General features: G+C 57.0%; 19 protein-coding genes. 9 read left to right on the top strand and 10 right to left on the bottom strand.

Features of this window, described 5'->3' with window-relative positions:
• The first annotated feature begins 1 nt into the window (after position 1).
• Positions 2–1072 (top strand): class III poly(R)-hydroxyalkanoic acid synthase subunit PhaC, encoded by a 1071-nt coding sequence (locus CKX93_RS07005; protein ID WP_076756013.1) that lies wholly within the window; start codon positions 2–4, stop codon positions 1070–1072.
• Positions 1073–1076: 4 nt separating this feature from the next.
• Positions 1077–1742: a glutathione S-transferase family protein gene (locus CKX93_RS07000; protein WP_076756012.1), complete on the top strand. Its 666-nt coding sequence runs from the start codon at positions 1077–1079 to the stop codon at positions 1740–1742.
• On the opposite strand, the gene CKX93_RS06995 is transcribed toward CKX93_RS07000, so the two are convergent.
• A complete protein-coding gene (locus tag CKX93_RS06995; RefSeq protein ID WP_076756011.1) occupies positions 1729–2415 on the bottom strand; it encodes a hypothetical protein in 687 nt (228 codons plus the stop codon). The genes CKX93_RS07000 and CKX93_RS06995 overlap by 14 nt on opposite strands.
• Before the next feature lie 73 nt (positions 2416–2488).
• Here CKX93_RS06995 and CKX93_RS06990 point away from each other — a divergent pair, with 73 nt between their 5' ends.
• On the top strand, positions 2489–3103 hold the full coding sequence (locus CKX93_RS06990; protein ID WP_076756010.1) for a class I SAM-dependent methyltransferase: 615 nt from the start codon (positions 2489–2491) through the stop codon (positions 3101–3103).
• Positions 3103–3936: a symmetrical bis(5'-nucleosyl)-tetraphosphatase gene (locus CKX93_RS06985; protein ID WP_076756009.1), complete on the top strand. Its 834-nt coding sequence runs from the start codon at positions 3103–3105 to the stop codon at positions 3934–3936. The genes CKX93_RS06990 and CKX93_RS06985 overlap by 1 nt, the downstream gene beginning before the upstream one ends.
• Here the strand turns inward: CKX93_RS06985 and CKX93_RS06980 are convergent.
• Positions 3920–4672 (bottom strand): lysophospholipid acyltransferase family protein, encoded by a 753-nt coding sequence (locus tag CKX93_RS06980; RefSeq protein ID WP_076756008.1) that lies wholly within the window; start codon positions 4670–4672, stop codon positions 3920–3922. The two genes, CKX93_RS06985 and CKX93_RS06980, sit on opposite strands and share 17 nt — an antisense overlap.
• Positions 4673–4711: 39 nt before the next feature.
• Here CKX93_RS06980 and lgt point away from each other — a divergent pair, with 39 nt between their 5' ends.
• From lgt to CKX93_RS06965, 3 genes are read left to right on the top strand one after another with little or no spacing between them, the layout of a single operon-like run.
• On the top strand, positions 4712–5494 hold the full coding sequence (gene lgt / locus CKX93_RS06975; protein WP_076756230.1) for a prolipoprotein diacylglyceryl transferase: 783 nt from the start codon (positions 4712–4714) through the stop codon (positions 5492–5494).
• Between the two features lie 15 nt (positions 5495–5509).
• Positions 5510–6343 carry a thymidylate synthase gene (locus tag CKX93_RS06970; RefSeq protein ID WP_076756007.1) on the top strand — a complete coding sequence of 278 codons (834 nt, stop codon included), beginning with the start codon at positions 5510–5512 and terminating at the stop codon, positions 6341–6343.
• Positions 6340–6855: a dihydrofolate reductase gene (locus CKX93_RS06965; protein WP_076756006.1), complete on the top strand. Its 516-nt coding sequence runs from the start codon at positions 6340–6342 to the stop codon at positions 6853–6855. The genes CKX93_RS06970 and CKX93_RS06965 overlap by 4 nt, the downstream gene beginning before the upstream one ends.
• A gap of 26 nt (positions 6856–6881) precedes the next feature.
• Here the strand turns inward: CKX93_RS06965 and znuB are convergent, their stop codons facing one another.
• Both znuB and znuC read right to left on the bottom strand, forming a co-directional pair.
• Positions 6882–7667 carry a zinc ABC transporter permease subunit ZnuB gene (gene znuB / locus CKX93_RS06960; RefSeq protein ID WP_076756005.1) on the bottom strand — a complete coding sequence of 262 codons (786 nt, stop codon included), beginning with the start codon at positions 7665–7667 and terminating at the stop codon, positions 6882–6884.
• Positions 7660–8430 (bottom strand): zinc ABC transporter ATP-binding protein ZnuC, encoded by a 771-nt coding sequence (gene znuC, locus CKX93_RS06955; RefSeq protein ID WP_076756004.1) that lies wholly within the window; start codon positions 8428–8430, stop codon positions 7660–7662. Before znuC ends, znuB begins: the two co-directional genes overlap by 8 nt.
• Before the next feature lie 81 nt (positions 8431–8511).
• On the opposite strand from znuC, the gene znuA reads away from it, so the two are divergent.
• Together znuA and CKX93_RS06945 are read left to right on the top strand one after the other, a co-directional pair.
• Entirely contained in the window at positions 8512–9486 is a 975-nt protein-coding gene (znuA, locus tag CKX93_RS06950; protein ID WP_076756229.1) for a zinc ABC transporter substrate-binding protein ZnuA, read from the top strand.
• A 120-nt stretch (positions 9487–9606) separates the two neighbouring features.
• Positions 9607–10503 carry a hypothetical protein gene (locus CKX93_RS06945; RefSeq protein WP_076756228.1) on the top strand — a complete coding sequence of 299 codons (897 nt, stop codon included), beginning with the start codon at positions 9607–9609 and terminating at the stop codon, positions 10501–10503.
• On the opposite strand, the gene CKX93_RS06940 is transcribed toward CKX93_RS06945, so the two are convergent.
• The 6 genes from CKX93_RS06940 to gcvT all read right to left on the bottom strand — a co-directional run bounded on the left by CKX93_RS06940 (position 10500) and on the right by gcvT (position 15940).
• Complete coding sequence (locus CKX93_RS06940) at positions 10500–10991, bottom strand: GlcG/HbpS family heme-binding protein (RefSeq protein WP_076756003.1); 492 nt, start codon at positions 10989–10991, stop codon at positions 10500–10502. The genes CKX93_RS06945 and CKX93_RS06940 overlap by 4 nt on opposite strands.
• A gap of 68 nt (positions 10992–11059) precedes the next feature.
• Positions 11060–12523, bottom strand: coding sequence for an aminomethyl-transferring glycine dehydrogenase subunit GcvPB (gcvPB, locus tag CKX93_RS06935; protein WP_076756002.1), 1464 nt, complete (start codon positions 12521–12523; stop codon positions 11060–11062).
• 11 nt (positions 12524–12534) lie between these two features.
• The gene (gene tpx, locus CKX93_RS06930) at positions 12535–13035 is read right to left on the bottom strand and encodes a thiol peroxidase (RefSeq protein WP_076756001.1); all 501 of its coding nucleotides are present in this window, start codon (positions 13033–13035) and stop codon (positions 12535–12537) included.
• A 24-nt stretch (positions 13036–13059) separates the two neighbouring features.
• Positions 13060–14412 (bottom strand): aminomethyl-transferring glycine dehydrogenase subunit GcvPA, encoded by a 1353-nt coding sequence (gene gcvPA, locus CKX93_RS06925; protein ID WP_076756000.1) that lies wholly within the window; start codon positions 14410–14412, stop codon positions 13060–13062.
• 4 nt (positions 14413–14416) lie between these two features.
• Positions 14417–14809 carry a glycine cleavage system protein GcvH gene (gcvH, locus tag CKX93_RS06920; RefSeq protein WP_076755999.1) on the bottom strand — a complete coding sequence of 131 codons (393 nt, stop codon included), beginning with the start codon at positions 14807–14809 and terminating at the stop codon, positions 14417–14419.
• A gap of 36 nt (positions 14810–14845) precedes the next feature.
• The gene (gene gcvT / locus CKX93_RS06915; protein ID WP_076755998.1) at positions 14846–15940 is read right to left on the bottom strand and encodes a glycine cleavage system aminomethyltransferase GcvT; all 1095 of its coding nucleotides are present in this window, start codon (positions 15938–15940) and stop codon (positions 14846–14848) included.
• Positions 15941–15980: the final 40 nt, after the last annotated feature.

Raw genomic sequence — 15980 nt, 5'->3', positions numbered from 1 at the left:
CATGATTCAGTCCGTCAATATTCGCCCCGATCAGCTGTTGGAAGAAATCTCCAACTTCCAACAAAAGCTGGGCAAGGGCCTGCAAAACCTCTCCGAGGCCGATGATATTCCTACCGGCGTAACGCCCAAGGAAGCCATCTATCGCGAAGATAAGCTCACCCTTTATCGCTTTCAGCCTAAGACCGGTGTGGTGCAAAATAAGGTGCCGTTGCTGATTGTTTATGCTTTGGTCAACCGCCCCTACATGACCGACCTGCAAGAGAACCGCTCCATGGTTCAGGGTCTGCTGGAAGCCGGTATGGATGTGTATCTCATCGACTGGGGTTACCCAGATCGCGGCGATAACTTCCTAACCATCGATGATTATCTCAATGGTTATCTAGATCGCTGCATTGATGTCATCTGTGAGCGCCATGACATCGACAAGGTTAACCTACTGGGTATTTGCCAGGGTGGTACGTTCAGCCTGTGCTACAGCGCCATGCACCCCGAAAAAGTCGCCAATCTGGTCACCATGGTGACCCCGGTCGACTTCAACACGCCGGACAACATGCTGGCCCACTGGGTCAAACATGTGGATGTCGACATGCTGGTGGATACCATGGGAAATATCCCAGGCGAACTGCTCAACTGGACTTTCCTTAACCTCAAGCCCTATCAGCTGATGGGTCAGAAGTATTTGGATATGGTCGAGGTGCTGCAGGACAAAGACAAGATAGATAACTTCCTGCGCATGGAAAAATGGATTTTCGACAGCCCCGACCAGGCCGGCGAAACCTATCGCCAGTTCCTAAAGGACTTCTTCCAGCAGAACAAGCTGGTGACGGGTGGTCTGCGTATTGGTGACTACGATGTCGATCTGAAGAACGTCAGCATGCCAGTACTGAACGTATTTGCTGAACAAGATCACCTGGTCCCGCCCGATGCCTCCAAGGCACTGGCCGGCAAAGTGGGCACCAAGGACTATACCGAGCTGTCGTTCCCGGGTGGCCATATCGGCATCTATGTCAGCGGCAAGGCACAAAAGACCGTGCCACCGGCGATCGGCAAATGGATTGGCGAGCGCACCTAAAGTCATGCAGCTTCGGCTGATCAGCTTTGAAATCTGCCCCTTCGTGCAGCGCAGCATCATCACACTGCGTCACAAAGGGGCAGAATTTTCTCTAGAACTTATCGATCTTGAGAACCCACCCGCGTGGTTTCTTAAGGTCTCTCCCCTGGGCAAAGTGCCAGCGCTGGAGGTAGACGGCAAAACCTGGCTATTTGAGTCAGCCGTCATCAACGAATTCCTAGATGAAATCACCGAGCCGTGTCTGATGCCGGCCGATGCTTTAGAGCGCGCCAGACATCGCGCGTGGATTGCTTTTGGCTCGGAATGTATTTTTTCGCAATACGATTTAATGACTGCGAAGACTCAAGAAGACTTTGAGCGCCATCTGGCTGTGATCACGCGTCAGCTGCAACAACTCGAAGACCAGCTCGGCGATGGGCCCTATTTTGCCGGATCAACGCTGTCGCTGGTGGACGCCGCCATAGCGCCTCTGTTAATGCGCTATCAATTAATGAATGAGTGGCATCTGCTGTATGAGGCGGATGAGTACCCTAAACTGGCCGCCTGGACGCAATCACTGCTGGCGCGCGATGACGTAACAAAGTCTGTTCCCGACGATTTCCCGGCCCAGCTTCGCGCTTATCTGATTAAGCAGGGCGGTTACGGCCCGGATACCTTTACTCAGCCGTAACCGAGCGCAGCAGCGTCTCGCCAGCCATAATGCGTCCCGTGAGAGCGTCAAAGTGTCTGGGCGCCACATAGTGCAGCACGTCGCGACCGCGGCTATTGAGCACCACCACTAACCCCCTCTGCGGATAAAGGTAATACCGTCGCTCATCACCGATGGGCAGCATTTGCACCGGCTCACCAAAGCGGCGACGCACTTCGGCATCGTCATAGCGCGCCCGCGGCACGTACGATAGTTCGCGCACCGGCAGATCGAGCACCGCTCGAGCATCTTCATCGTTCAAACTCAGACGCCGCGCACCGCTGGGAGTGGGCCGACTGGACACGGCACGAGCTGCAAACCCCTCTAACAAGGATGCATCGGCAGCCGGCACCGCCAGCAAGTTGGCCTCAAATGGCCCCAGTTTCACCGAGCCAAAATAGGCTTCGAGGCGTTTGCTGCCATCGGGCATAACAAACAGCGCCATACTCGGCACTAGGCGCAGCTGCTCACGCAGACTTTGTAGCGGCGTTGATTCTAGTTCTACCCCAAAAACCGTACTGCGACCCTCGGGGCTGATCTCGATCTGCCACGGCAAATTCTCGTGATGGGCGCTGGGCGGCGGCCCTGTCAGGAGAAAAGCCAAACCGAAAAACGGAATAGCCACTGTTAAAGTAAGGATAAGTTTGCGTAGCATAGTGTTGGGAAGTCTAACATCTTGCGCGCTTTTGCTTTAGCCTTTGCGCCTCAAACATGGGAGCCAATGCATCATGCGTTTTGCCTATACCCTCTGGGCCCCGATCTACGATCGACTGGTGGAAAAACCGACACAGGAACTGCGTCGCCAAAGCTTGGCAAACCTCGGCGATGTCCTTGACCAATATGTGCTCATGATTGGTATCGGCACAGGTTTAGACCTACCCCACCTTCCTAATGGAGCCCATTACTACGGGCTGGATTTAACGCCAGCCATGCTGGAAAAAGCGCGATTGCGGGCACAAGCCTTGGACATTTCGATTGAACTGCGCGAAGGCAATGCCATGGATTTGCCCTTTACTGATGAGCAGTTCGATGTCGTCATCCTGCACACCATCTTGGCCGTCGTCAGCGACCCCGATAAAGCCTTAGCAGAGGCCTCGCGAGTCCTCAAGCCCGGCGGACGCCTGCTGGTCGCAGACAAGTTTTTAAAGCCGGGTGATAGTGCGCCTTTGCGACGTCTTTTGGGTTTTGTTTTGCGTCCCATCGCCACGCGCACCGATGTGGTCTTTGAATACTTGCTGAAAAAACGTCCTGAACTGGCCGTGATTCGCGATGAACCTTCGCTGCTTGGCGGCTGGTTTCGCTGTATTCAGCTGGAAAAATCCACGCAGGCGGTCCCCTCCTAATGGCAGTGTATGCGGTGGGCGACCTGCAAGGTTGCTTGGACCCCCTGTTGCGCCTACTGGATAAAGTCACGTTTGACCCGACTGTCGACCGACTCTGGTTGGTGGGCGATTTGGTCAATCGCGGGCCACAGTCGCTGGAGTGCCTGGAATTCGTGCGCGATCTGGGGGATGCTGCGGTTTGCGTTTTGGGTAACCACGATTTGCATCTGCTGGCGGTACATTATGGCCTACAAAAGTCCCGCCGCCGCGACACGGTGGACGACATCTTATTTAGCCCTCGCCGCGGTGAGCTGATGGACTGGCTGCGCCGCCAATCCCTGATCCACCATGATGAGAGCTTGGGATGGACCATGGTGCATGCTGGACTGCCCCCGCAATGGGACTTGGCCACGGCTTTGGAAGAGGCGGCGGCGGTAGAACGACTGTTGGCGGGACCGGAACCACAGGTGCTACTGGGCAATATGTATAGCAATCAGCCGGCGCTTTGGGACCCCGAGCGCAGCGGTTGGGATCGACTGCGCTTTACCATCAATTGCTGCACGCGCATGCGCTACTGTGACAAAAATGGCGAACTGGATCTGGACTGCAAAGACGTCCCGGGAGACCAGCCCAAGCGTCTCATGCCATGGTTCGCTGTTCCTGGGCGCGCCAGCCGCGATTTGCGCTTGGTAGTAGGGCACTGGTCAACGCTGGGTTACGGCGAGCGCGAAGGCGTTTTAACCCTGGATACCGGCTGTGTGTGGGGTCGCAGTATGACCCTGGTGCGCCTGGATAAGAAAAAACCCAAACCCATCCAGACCGACTGTGCTCAAGCGCTCAAACCTCGCGGTTAAGTCGCTGCGAAAGACACCCTGAGATAACCTGCTCAGCAGAGCGACTCAATTCCCGCGCCTGCTCCATAGCCGCCAAAGGCGGCAAGAAATGCACCTCAACGCGCACCCTACGCTCGCCCAGAAGACCCCAAGCATGGGGCAGTAAAGCCGCGTCATCGATAAAGGCCGGATCGTTGAGTCGCTGGGGATCAGGCGGATACACCAAAGCAACCGGTTGCACGGGCCGCGAGGTATCAGCAGCGGCTGCAAACAACCGATGATGAAAGCGCCGTACTTGCTGACCATCAGTGGTGGTCCCCTCCGGAAACACATGCACGGTCTCACCTTGGGCTAGACGGTGGCTGATTTGCTGGCGCATTGCCTGTGCTTCGCCGTGTTCCCCACGACGAATAAACAAAGTCCCGACACGCGAGGACAACCATCCCACCAAAGGCCAGTGACGCACCTCCGATTTAGACAAAAAGTCCGCATCCGAACACGTCCCCAAAATGGGAATGTCCAACCAAGAAACATGATTAGAGACCTGCAAAGCGGGCTCTGATAAAGACCGGCCAAATACGTGGATCTGTAACCCACACACCCAGCAAAAAGCCCGATACCAGCGACGAATCAAGCGGCGAAAAACGCGCCCTGGATAGGCGTCGCTTCGTCCCCAGGTGAGCGTGAGCAACACCCCGATCAATAATAAGGGCGCAAGTGCGGCAAACCGCAAGAGGCGTCGCATAAGGGGCTTCATGGGTTATTTATACCATTGCTTCTGGTAATCTCTGTGGCCATGTATCCTACCCACCCTTTTATCGACCCGGTGGCCTTGAGTATCGGTCCAATCGCCGTGCACTGGTACGGGCTGATGTACTTGTTCGGGTTTGGCGCTTTTTGGCTGCTGGGTTGGATTAGAAGCCGCCAACCCAATGCGCTGATCAATGCTGACCAACTCACGGATCTGCTGTTTTTTGGCGTTGCTGGAGTGATTCTTGGCGGTCGCATTGGCTATGTGCTGTTTTATCAGCCCGGCAGCCTTTTACAGGACCCCCTGTTATTGGTACGCCTTTGGGAGGGAGGCATGAGCTTTCATGGCGGCCTGCTGGGCGTCGTCTTGGCCTGCGTGTTTTTTGCCCGCAGCCGGCAGATTCCTTTTCTTAAGCTGACGGATTTTGTCGCCCCGCTGATTCCTTTGGGGCTGGGATTCGGGCGCATCGGCAATTGGATTAATGGCGAGCTTTGGGGCCGACCCACGGATCTGCCTTGGGCCATGATCTTTCCCATGGTCGATCAACTACCGCGCCATCCCAGCCAGCTGTATCAGGCCAGCTTAGAAGGTCTCGTGCTGTTTATCCTCTTGTGGTGGTTCTCCGCTAGGCCGCGCCCCATAGGCGCGGTTTCTGGCGTATTTCTGTTGGCCTATGGTCTGTTCCGCTTCGTGGTTGAGTTTGTTCGTGAACCGGATCTGCACTTGGGATATCTGGCGCTGGGATGGCTCACCATGGGACAGCTATTGAGCCTGCCGATGATGTTGGCAGGGGGCCTGCTGCTGTACACTGCCTACCGTCGTTTGTAAGGAATACCCGGAATCATGCATGTTTATTTAGATCTGCTGCGGGAGCTGGTGGACACCGGCCATGTCAAATCCGATCGCACCGGTACCGGCACGCGCTCTTTGTTTGGTCGCCAGATCCGCTTTGATCTCTCGCAGGGCTTCCCCCTGGTCACCACCAAGAAACTGCATCTCAAATCTATTGTTCATGAACTGCTGTGGTTTTTGCGCGGTGAAACCAATATTGGCTATCTGCGTGAGAACGGCGTGCGCATCTGGGATGAATGGGCCCTCGACAATGGCGACTTGGGTCCAGTCTATGGCCAGCAATGGCGGTCTTGGCCCTTGCCCAATGGCGGCCATATCGACCAAATCCAACAGCTACTCGAACAAATACGCAGCCGACCTGATTCGCGCCGATTGATTGTTAGCGCTTGGAATGTCGCGGATCTGCCCGATGAGTCACAATCCCCACAAGATAACGCCGAAGCCGGGCGCATGGCGCTGGCGCCCTGCCATTGCCTATTTCAGTTTTACGTGGCCGATGGCCGCCTGTCATGCCAGCTCTATCAACGCAGCGCCGATATATTCTTGGGTGTCCCTTTTAACATCGCCTCTTACGCCCTATTAACGCACATGATCGCTCAGGTCACGGATCTGCAGCCGGGTGACTTTGTACATACCTTCGGCGATGTGCATGTGTATTCCAATCACCTCGAGCAGGCCAAAGAACAGCTAAGCCGCACGCCCTTCCCATTGCCGCGATTGGTGCTGAATCCCGAGGTGCGCGACCTATTTGCCTTTGGCTTTGATGACATCCAGCTGGAGGGCTATCAAGCCCATCCCCACATCAAAGCCCCGGTGGCGATATGAGTCTGCCGCTGTCGGCCATTGTGGCCATGGATAGAAATCGTTTGATCGGCGCGGAAAACGGCCTGCCCTGGCATTTGCCGGCGGATCTGGCGCACTTCAAAAACATCACCATGAACAGCGTCATGATCATGGGCCGACATACTTATGAATCCATCGGTCGACCGCTGCCCGGGCGCAGCAGCGTCATCGTCAGTCGCAGCCCCGACTATCAGGTCGAGGGCTGTCATGTAGTTCAGGACATTGAGGCCGCCTTGCAGCTTGGCGAGGAGTTGGCCACTCAAGAACAGCGCCAAGCCGAGCTATTCGTGATTGGCGGTGCCCGTTTATTCCAACAACTGCTGCCGCGTTGCCAGCGTTTGTACCTGACATTGATTGATCATGCCTTCGCTGGGGGTGACACATGGATGCCGCCGCTGGGTGAAGATTGGCAACAACTGAGCCGCGAAGACCATCCTGCCGATCCTAAAAATACCTACCCCTACAGCTTTTTGTTGTTGGAGCGCCGCATTTAATCGCGTCGGGGTGAATTGTGATGGGGTTAATCGCGACGAGGAATCAGCGAGATCGCTGCAAACAAAGCCGCAGCAGCAACCACGATTGACGGTCCCGTGGGGGTATCCCAATGCAAGGAGCCACCAATCCCGCCTAACACTGCCAGCATGCCCAAGATCGCCGCGATCAGCCCCATTTGTTCGGGCGTGCGCGCAAACCGCCGGGCGGTGGCAGCGGGAATAATCAGCAAAGAGGTGATGAGCAAGATCCCCACCACTTTCATCGCAACGGCAATGACCAAAGCGATCAACAGCATAAAGCCCAAACTAATCCACTGAGCCGGCTGTCCCTCTACCCGCGCCAAATCCTCATGCACAGTCAGCGCCAATAACGGGCGCCAAAGCAATAACAGCAATACCAGGGCCACCGAGCCGCCAATCAGCATCCAACCCACATCACCCCAAGTCACGGCGAGAATATCGCCGAACAAGTAGGCAAAGAGGTCAACGCGCAGTCCTTCCATAAAAGACAAAACAACCAAGCCCAAGGACAGCGAGCTATGCGCCAAAATCCCCAACAGCGTATCTGAAGCCAACCGCCGCTGCCCCTGCAGCAAGACCAACAACAAAGCTAATGCCACGCACAGCACAATCACCGTGATATTGGTGCTAATGCCGATGAGAAAGCCCAGGGCCACGCCCAGCAAAGCCGAGTGCGCCAGCGTATCGCCGAAATAAGCCATGCGCCGCCAGACCACGAATGAGCCCAGCGGACCGGCCACCGCGGCAACCATCAAGCCGCCGATCAAAGCGCGAACAATAAACTCATCCATGGTGGTGATTATGCTCGCAGACCACCTCGCCCTGCAGATCATGGCGATGATCGTGGTGGTGGGTATAAATCGCCACACCCTCAGGCAAGGTCGGGCCAAACAAACGCAGGTAGGCAGGATCCCGGGTCACCACATCCGGGCGGCCCGTGCAGCAAATATGTTGATTCAAACAGACGACTTCGTCGGCCGCCGCCATCACCAAATGCAGCTCATGAGAGACCATCAACACACCGCAACCATAACGATCGCGCAGCCCCTCAATCAACTGAAACACTTCGCCCTGGCCAGCCACATCCAGGCCTTGCGCCGGCTCATCCAAAGCCAGTAGTTGCGGCTCGCGCAGTAGCGCTCTAGCCAGCAGCACGCGTTGCATCTCGCCGCCGGAGACCGACTGTACCGGCTGTTTCAGCAGGTGCCCCACCCCTACCTCGCGCAGGACTTCCAGCTGTCTGGATTTGGGCACCGCGCCGCCCAAAGTCAGGAAGCGTGCCACGGTGATCGGCAGTACCGGATCAATTTGTATGCGTTGTGGCATGTAGCCAATCCGTAGCCCGCGACGCCGCTTGACGGCGCCTTCAGTGGGCGCTTGCAAGCCCAGTAGAACGCGCAACAAACACGTCTTACCCGCTCCATTGGGGCCGATCACGGTGGTGATTTGCCCAGGCTGAATACTCAGGGAGACCTGTTCCAGAATGCGGCGCCCACCCAGCTCAAGGCCCATGGCTTGAGCCCCAATAAGACTGCTTTGCGGGCTAACCGACATACGGCCAAATCTCTCTTGCGCTATCTGAAACGTTATAGTATACCATTGCTCATCTTCATCATTACCGACAGGATCAAAATCATGCGTCGCTTCGTATTAGTCGCTGCACTCGTCTCGCTCATGCTTGCTCCCGTGATGGCTTGGTCAGCGCCTCGCGTTGTCGTTAGCATTGCCCCGGTGCATCATTTGGTCTCCGGCGTGATGCAAGGCGTGGGCGAACCCACGCTTTTGATCCCACCCGGCGCCTCGCCCCACCATTATGCCTTGCGCCCTTCGGATATGCGCGCCTTGCAGGCGGCAGATGTGATTATCTGGGTGGGTCCTGAGTTAGAGTCTGTCATGGAGCGCCCCCTGCAATCTGTGCCGGGCGGCGTCACCCAAGTCAGCCTCATGAAAGCGCCTGGTATGACCTTACTGCCCACTCGTGAGGGGGGCATTTGGGACAAGCACGATCACGGGCATGGGGACGATCACAACCATGGCCACAACCACGGGCACGATCATAATCATGGTCATGACCACGGCCATGCGCAACACGTTGAGAAAGATGCGCATATCTGGCTATCGCCAGATAATGCCGCTGCCATCGTCCGCCAGACGCGCGATACACTGAGCGAGCGCGATCCGAGCAATGCGCCAAGCTATGCCGCCAACGCCGAGGCTTTGCTTGAGCGCTTGCAAACCCTTGATGCCTCTTTGCGCAGTCAGCTGAGCGCCATTGGTGACCGCCCCTTCATCGTCTTTCACGATGCCTACCAGTACTTTGAACACCATTACGGCTTAACCCCCGCAGGCTCCATTACCGTAGATCCATCGCGCGCCCCGGGGGCGCAGCGCGTGCGCGAATTGCGCCAACGTATCGTTGGCTCTGATGCGATTTGTGTCTTTAGCGAACCGCAGTTTGAGCCACGCATTGTGCGCACCCTGACCGAGGGAACCACTGCGCGCAGCGGCGTACTCGATCCTTTGGGCGCCGAGTTACCCACGAGCCCCGATAGCTACTTCCGGCTGTTGGAAAACCTCGCCGAAAGCATGGTGACCTGCCTCACAAACTAAAGCCAAGAGATCGACTTTAGCTTGCCAAAAACGAAAGCTTTGCCGATGATAACCCCTTAAGGGGGTTGTGTGATTCGTCAAAAACGTCGCCTATGGATTTGGGTTGTGGGGTTAGCCGCGATGGTATCGCTGCCCGTGCTCGCTCAAGAGGAGAGCCGCTTCGAGAATGCGCTCGAGCTCAGCCTACTGGATTCCACCCAAGATCAGCTAAGCCGCAGCGCGCTGTGGCTGGCCCGCAATGTCAATAGCTGGTTTGGCGATCAGCCTTTTGATGAGGGTGGACGCGTCAGCGGTAGCGTATCTCCAGGCATCTCTTGGCGAGAGGACGATGGCAGCAACGCCTCTTTACGTTTTAGCCTCAGCGCCCGTTTACCGAATGTCGACTTGTTCTTCGGCCGCGAGACCGAAGATGACTTTATCACCGACAGGCCCGACAGTTTGCGCGAACAACAAAGCGCTCGCGGCGTCGCTGAAGACTCACAACGGCGGTTTTTTGGGGGCATCGGTAAAGCCCTAAATGATCAGGTCTCCTTTCGCATTGGTGTTCGCAGCGGCCTCAATGTCTACGCGCAAGCACGCTATGAGACGGCTTGGGAGCCCACAGAGTCGACCTACATCAGCTTCGCCGAAACCTTTTTTGTCGATGCGGACCGTGGCTTGGGCGCTACCACCACCGTGAATCTGGGCTATCTTGCAACCGATCGCATTGCCCTGCGCTCGCGCAACTCCACCACAGTAAGCCGCAAAAAAGACGGTTGGGATTGGATTACCGCCTCGGGCCCCATCAAAAATCTGGGCCGCGACAGAGATCTGTGGCTGGACGCCCTGGCCTTTGGCAACACCCGAGAGAAAGTCACCCTTCGAGAATACGCTCTGATTGCCGGATATCGCCAACCGGTCTACAAAGACTGGGTCATTGGCGAGGTCCAAGTGGGTCATTACTGGCCCCAAAAAGACGAAGACCCCAGCCGGCAAACCGCCTGGGGTCTTAACGCCAACCTACAAATGCGGTTTTAGGGACCGGCCATCTCCAGGTCCATTTGAATGGACTCTAGGCCCTTGACTGCACAGGCTTCGTCGGTCGCGCCCGAGGGGGCGCCACTCACGCCCACCCCACCGATAATACGGCCAGCGGCATGCACCGGAATCCCACCGGCGGAAAACACGATGCCATCGACCTTACCGACTTGGAAGGGCTTGGTGAAGCGATCTTCCATTTGCGACAGCGGCATGTTGAATGACATGGCCGTGTAGGCCTTCTGCTTGCTGATTTCCAGGGTCAGATCCACCGCCAGGGTGTCGCGCAGCACGACCTGCACATTACCACCACGATCGACGACGGTGACGGCGACATTCACGCCTTCTTCACGGCAGGCTTCAATGGTGGCTTGCGCGAGTTGTGTCGCCGTATCCAGCGTCATGACGCTCATGTTCATAAGCGGGCTGCTGGCCTGCGCCGAACTCAGACCTAAAGCCAACCCGGCGATGATTAGTGCTTTTTTCATTATTGCCTCCTTCCTTTTTTGGGGTGGCAAAAGCCTAGCATGAGCCGAGTTATTCCGTCGCCGGTTTTTTAGGCGTTTTCGCCTTCCTGAGCTGCCCAGGCCACATCCAACTCTTTAGCCGCACGCACTTCGTCAAAGCGGCGATTGGGCAAAGTGTAAGGCGCCCCACGCAACTTCTCGGGATCATTGCGCGACTCCTCGAGAATCGTCGCCATCGCTTCGACAAAGGCATCTAGGGTTTCCTTGCTTTCGGTCTCAGTCGGCTCGATCAGCAAACACTCGGGCACCAAGAGCGGGAAATAGGTGGTGGGTGCATGGAACCCAAAATCCAACAAGCGCTTGGCCACATCCATGGCCGTCACCCCATCTTCTTTGGCCTGACGCTTAAGCGTGATAATAAACTCATGCGTTGCCCGCCGCTGTGGGAAAGCCAAATCAAAACCTACCTCGCGCAGGCGCGCCATCAGATAATTGGCATTCAGCGTTGAGAATTCGGCAACGCGGGGCATGCCCTCACGGCCCAGCAAGCGCATATAGACGTACGCCCGGAGTAATACCCCGGCATTACCGGCAAACCCCGACAAGCGACCGATGCTTTGCGGCAGGTCTTTTTCCGTGAGCCAACAATAGTTCTCGCCATTCTTGTCGATGATGGGCAGCGGCACAAAGGGCTTGAGTCGTTCACTGACGCCCACCGCACCGGCACCCGGCCCTCCCCCGCCATGCGGCGTGGAGAAGGTTTTATGAAGATTCATGTGAATCACATCAAAACCCATATCGCCAGGACGCACCTTGCCCAAAATGGCATTGAGGTTAGCGCCGTCGTAATACAACAAACCACCGGCCTCATGGATCAGCGCAGCGATCTCAGCGATGCGGCGCTCAAAGACGCCGACGGTTGACGGGTTAGTGAGCATAATACCGGCGGTTTGCGGGCCCACAGCCTCACGCAGGGCATCCATATTCACATCACCGGTCTCATCCGTAGGGATCTCACGCACATTGAAACCGCACATGGTGGCGGTGGCGGGATTGGTACCATGCGCAGCATCCGGCACGATGATCTCGGTGCGGCCAGTGTCGCCGCGCGACTGATGATAGGCACGAATCATCGCCACACCCGCAAACTCACCTTGGGCACCCGCCATCGGCGTTAACGAAACACGTTTCATGCCGGTGACTTCCATGAGCATTTCCTGCAGTTCATACATGCAGGCCATGAACCCCTGGCTATGACTTTCCGGCGCATGCGGATGGCGGCGCGCAAAACCCGGCAGCATCGCCAGGCTATTACAGGCACGGGGGTTGTACTTCATGGTGCAACTGCCCAGCGGATAAAAATGAGTATCAATCGAGAAGTTCTTGCGCGATAGCCGCGTGTAGTGACGCACGACGTCCAGCTCTGAGACTTCTGGCAGGGGCACGGCGCTGCGGCGCTGGAAGCGCTCTGGCAGTTCGGGAGCTTCAGCGCGGCTGAGCGGTGCCTGTGAGGTGGCACGGCGGCCCGGGCGTGAGCGTTCAAAAATCAGCATCTGAAACGACCTCAGTTCAGCGCTGCGTAAGCAGCATCATAATCGGGTTCCTGACCGATCTCGGGAACCAATTCGGCGTGGACGATGGTGTTCTTCTCATCCAGCACCAGCAGGGCGCGGCAGGTGATACCCGCCAGCGGCCCATCAACAATGAGAACACCATAATTCTTAGCGAAATTGCGCGAGCGCATCATCGACAGCATCTGCACGCGATCGACATTCTCAGCGCTGCAAAAGCGCTTTTGTGCAAACGGCAAATCAGCGGAGACCGTCAGCACCACGACATCATCATGGGCGGCCACCCACTCATCAAACTTCTTGCTGGAGGTGGCACACACCGGCGTATCCAAACTGGGCACGATGTAGAGGATTTTCTTCTTGCCTTCATAATCCTTGAGGCTGACATCCTGCATATCGGCATTCACCAAATGAAAATCTGGTGCCTTGCTGCCTACCGCAGGCAAATCCCCGCAGGTATTGATGGGATTACCGCGCAATGTGATTTGTGCCATGTTCAATCTCCTTGGGTGTCAGTTTCAGACAGAAGCCTGTAATGCGTTCACATAGGTATCCAAATCTTCTGAAGTCTTGGTTTCCGTGGCACAGACCAAGACCACATCGTCCATCCCGGCATAATCCTCGCCTAGGGCATAACCGCCCAGCACGCCATGATCCGCCATACGCGCCAAAACGCCGCGCGCATCTTGACCGAGGCGAATCGCTACTTCGTGGAAGCGCTCACCGCTAAAGGCCAGTTCAAAGCCGGCCGCTGTGAGCCGCTCGGCCAGCTGTTGGGTATTGGCCATAGAACTTGCAGCCACCCGCTCAAGCCCCTCAGGGCCCAATAGCGCCATGTGGATGGTGGCCGCGGTGACCACCAAACCCTGGTTGGTGCAAATATTCGAGGTCGCTTTAGAGCGGCGGATATGCTGCTCTCTGGCTTGCAGGGTCAAGACAAAACCCGGCTTGCCATCAGCATCGATGGTGCGCCCGACAATACGCCCTGGCATTTGACGTGCGTGTTCCTTGCGGCAACACATAAATCCAAAATAAGGGCCACCAGAAGACAACGGCGCGCCCAGCGGCTGGCCATCACCCACCACCATATCGGCACCGGCCTCACCCCATTCACCCGGCGGCTTAAGCAGCGCCAGTGAGACAGGATTCACCACCGCAATCACCTGCGCGCCCTGAGCATGAGCCCAGTCGGTCAGCGCATCCGCCTCCTCCAGCACACCAAAGAAATTCGGCTGAGGCACCACCACCGCCGTAATGTCCTGGCCCTCATAAGCTTTCAGAGCGGCTGGATCCATGCGACCGGTGGCGGCATCAAAATCCAGCTCAATCAGTTCAATACCTTGACTGGCTACAATGGCGCGGGTCACCGAGCGATAGCGCGGGTTAACACTGCGCGGCAACAAAATCCGCCGGCTCTTGGACCGACGGTTGGCGCGCACCGCCATCAACACAGCCTCGGCTAGAGCCGATGCTCCGTCATATAACGACGCATTGGAAATCGGCAAGCCGGTCAGACCCGAAATCATGGTCTGGTATTCATAAATCAGCTGCAGCGTACCTTGGCTGGCCTCGGCCTGATACGGCGTATACGCGCTATAAAACTCACCCCGCGTGGCAATTTGCCAGACGGCTGCGGGGATGTGGTGCTCATAAGCGCCCGCCCCGATGAAATTCAACTCTATGGCATCTTGACCCGCACGCCGCTCCATCAAACGGCTGATCTGCATTTCGCTGAGCGCCGGCGGAATGCCCGGCAAGCCCCCCACCCGCAAATTCGCAGGGATCTCGTCGAACAAAGCATCAATGCTACCGGCGCCGATGGTGGCCAACATCTGGCTGACATCCGAGGCGGTGTGCGGCACAAAAGCCATGGGCTTAGCCCTCCGATTCGATATGAGCGGTGTAGGTTGCAGCATCCAGCAGCGCATCGACGGCCGCGGCATCGGCCGGCTGCAGGCGGAAAATCCAGCCCGCACCATAGGGTTCGTTATTCACGGCTTCAGGGCTATCGGCCAAGTCTTCATTGACCGCCAGCACTTCGCCGGCCACCGGCGCATAGACATCGGAGGCTGCTTTAACCGATTCGACCACCGCGCAGGCATCACCGGCGGCAAAGCTGGCGCCCACTTCCGGGGTTTCCACAAACACCAAATCCCCCAACAAGGCCTGGGCGTGGTCAGAAATACCCACGGTCAGACTGCCGTCCGCCTCTTTTCTGACCCACTCGTGGGACTGACAATATTTCAGTTCACCGGGCACTTCACTCATGACTTTGCTCCCTTCACTTCACTCATGTTTATTGTTTCAAATGAACGACTTGCCTTGACGCACAAACGGCGGCTTCACCACCCGCGCGGGTACGGCCTTGCCGCGAATATCGACACTGACTTCATCACCACAGCCCGCAGGCACCCGCGCTAGGGCAATCGATACACCCAATGTCGGTGAGAAACTGCCGCTGGTCGTCTCGCCGGTTCCGGCCGCCCCGGCATCCACACTCATATGACTGCGCAGTACGCCGCGACCTTCTAATACCAGCCCCACCATGCGTCGAGACACACCGGCCTTTTTTTGAGCCTCCAGCGCCGCGCGGCCAATAAAATCTCGGTCTTCCGGCTCCCAGGCAACCGTCCAGCCCAAACCCGATTCCAGCGGCGTGGTCTCTTCGTCCATATCGCTGCCGTATAAATTCATCCCGGCCTCAAGCCTTAGCGTATCGCGGGCGCCAAGTCCTGCCGGAGCAACCCCCGCGGCCAATAGCGCCTGCCAAAACGCGGGACAGTCTTTGGCCGGCAGAATCACCTCAAAACCATCCTCGCCGGTATAGCCAGTGCGGGCCACAAACCAATCCCCGCATTCAGCCGCATGAAACGGCTTAAGCGCAGCACAAACATCGCGATGCGCCTCGGGTAATAGCGGCAAACACAGGTCTCTGGCCATGGGCCCTTGTACAGCCAGCATGCCCAAATCCGCGCGCTCAACGATGCTGACCAGCGCCTCGGCGTCTTCGGCCACCTGCTGCATCCAAGCCAAGTCTTTATCCCGCGTGGCGGCATTGACCACCAAGCGATAATCGGCCCCTAGGCGATACACAATCAGATCATCGATCACACCCCCGCCCGGCTCCAGCATGCAGCTGTATAAGGCCCGGCCGGTATCATGCAAACGCGCCACATCATTGGCCAGCAAGCGACGCAAATAATCAGTCGCACCGGCTCCTGAGACATCGACCACGGTCATGTGCGAGACATCAAATACCCCAGCATGGCGGCGCACCTGATGGTGTTCATCCATTTGTGAGCCGTAGTGCACAGGCATAGACCAGCCACCAAACTCCACCATGCGCGCGCCAGCGGCACAGTGCGAGTCATGCAGGGTCGTTTGCTTCAGATCGCTCATCTGGGGTCCTTTATAAACACAGTTTTCGGCCGGCGCAAAA

Source organism: Ectothiorhodosinus mongolicus (genome assembly GCF_022406875.1).
GTDB classification, from domain to species: domain Bacteria; phylum Pseudomonadota; class Gammaproteobacteria; order Ectothiorhodospirales; family Ectothiorhodospiraceae; genus Ectothiorhodospira; species Ectothiorhodospira mongolica.
This window is presented reverse-complemented; position numbering and strand designations above follow the sequence as displayed.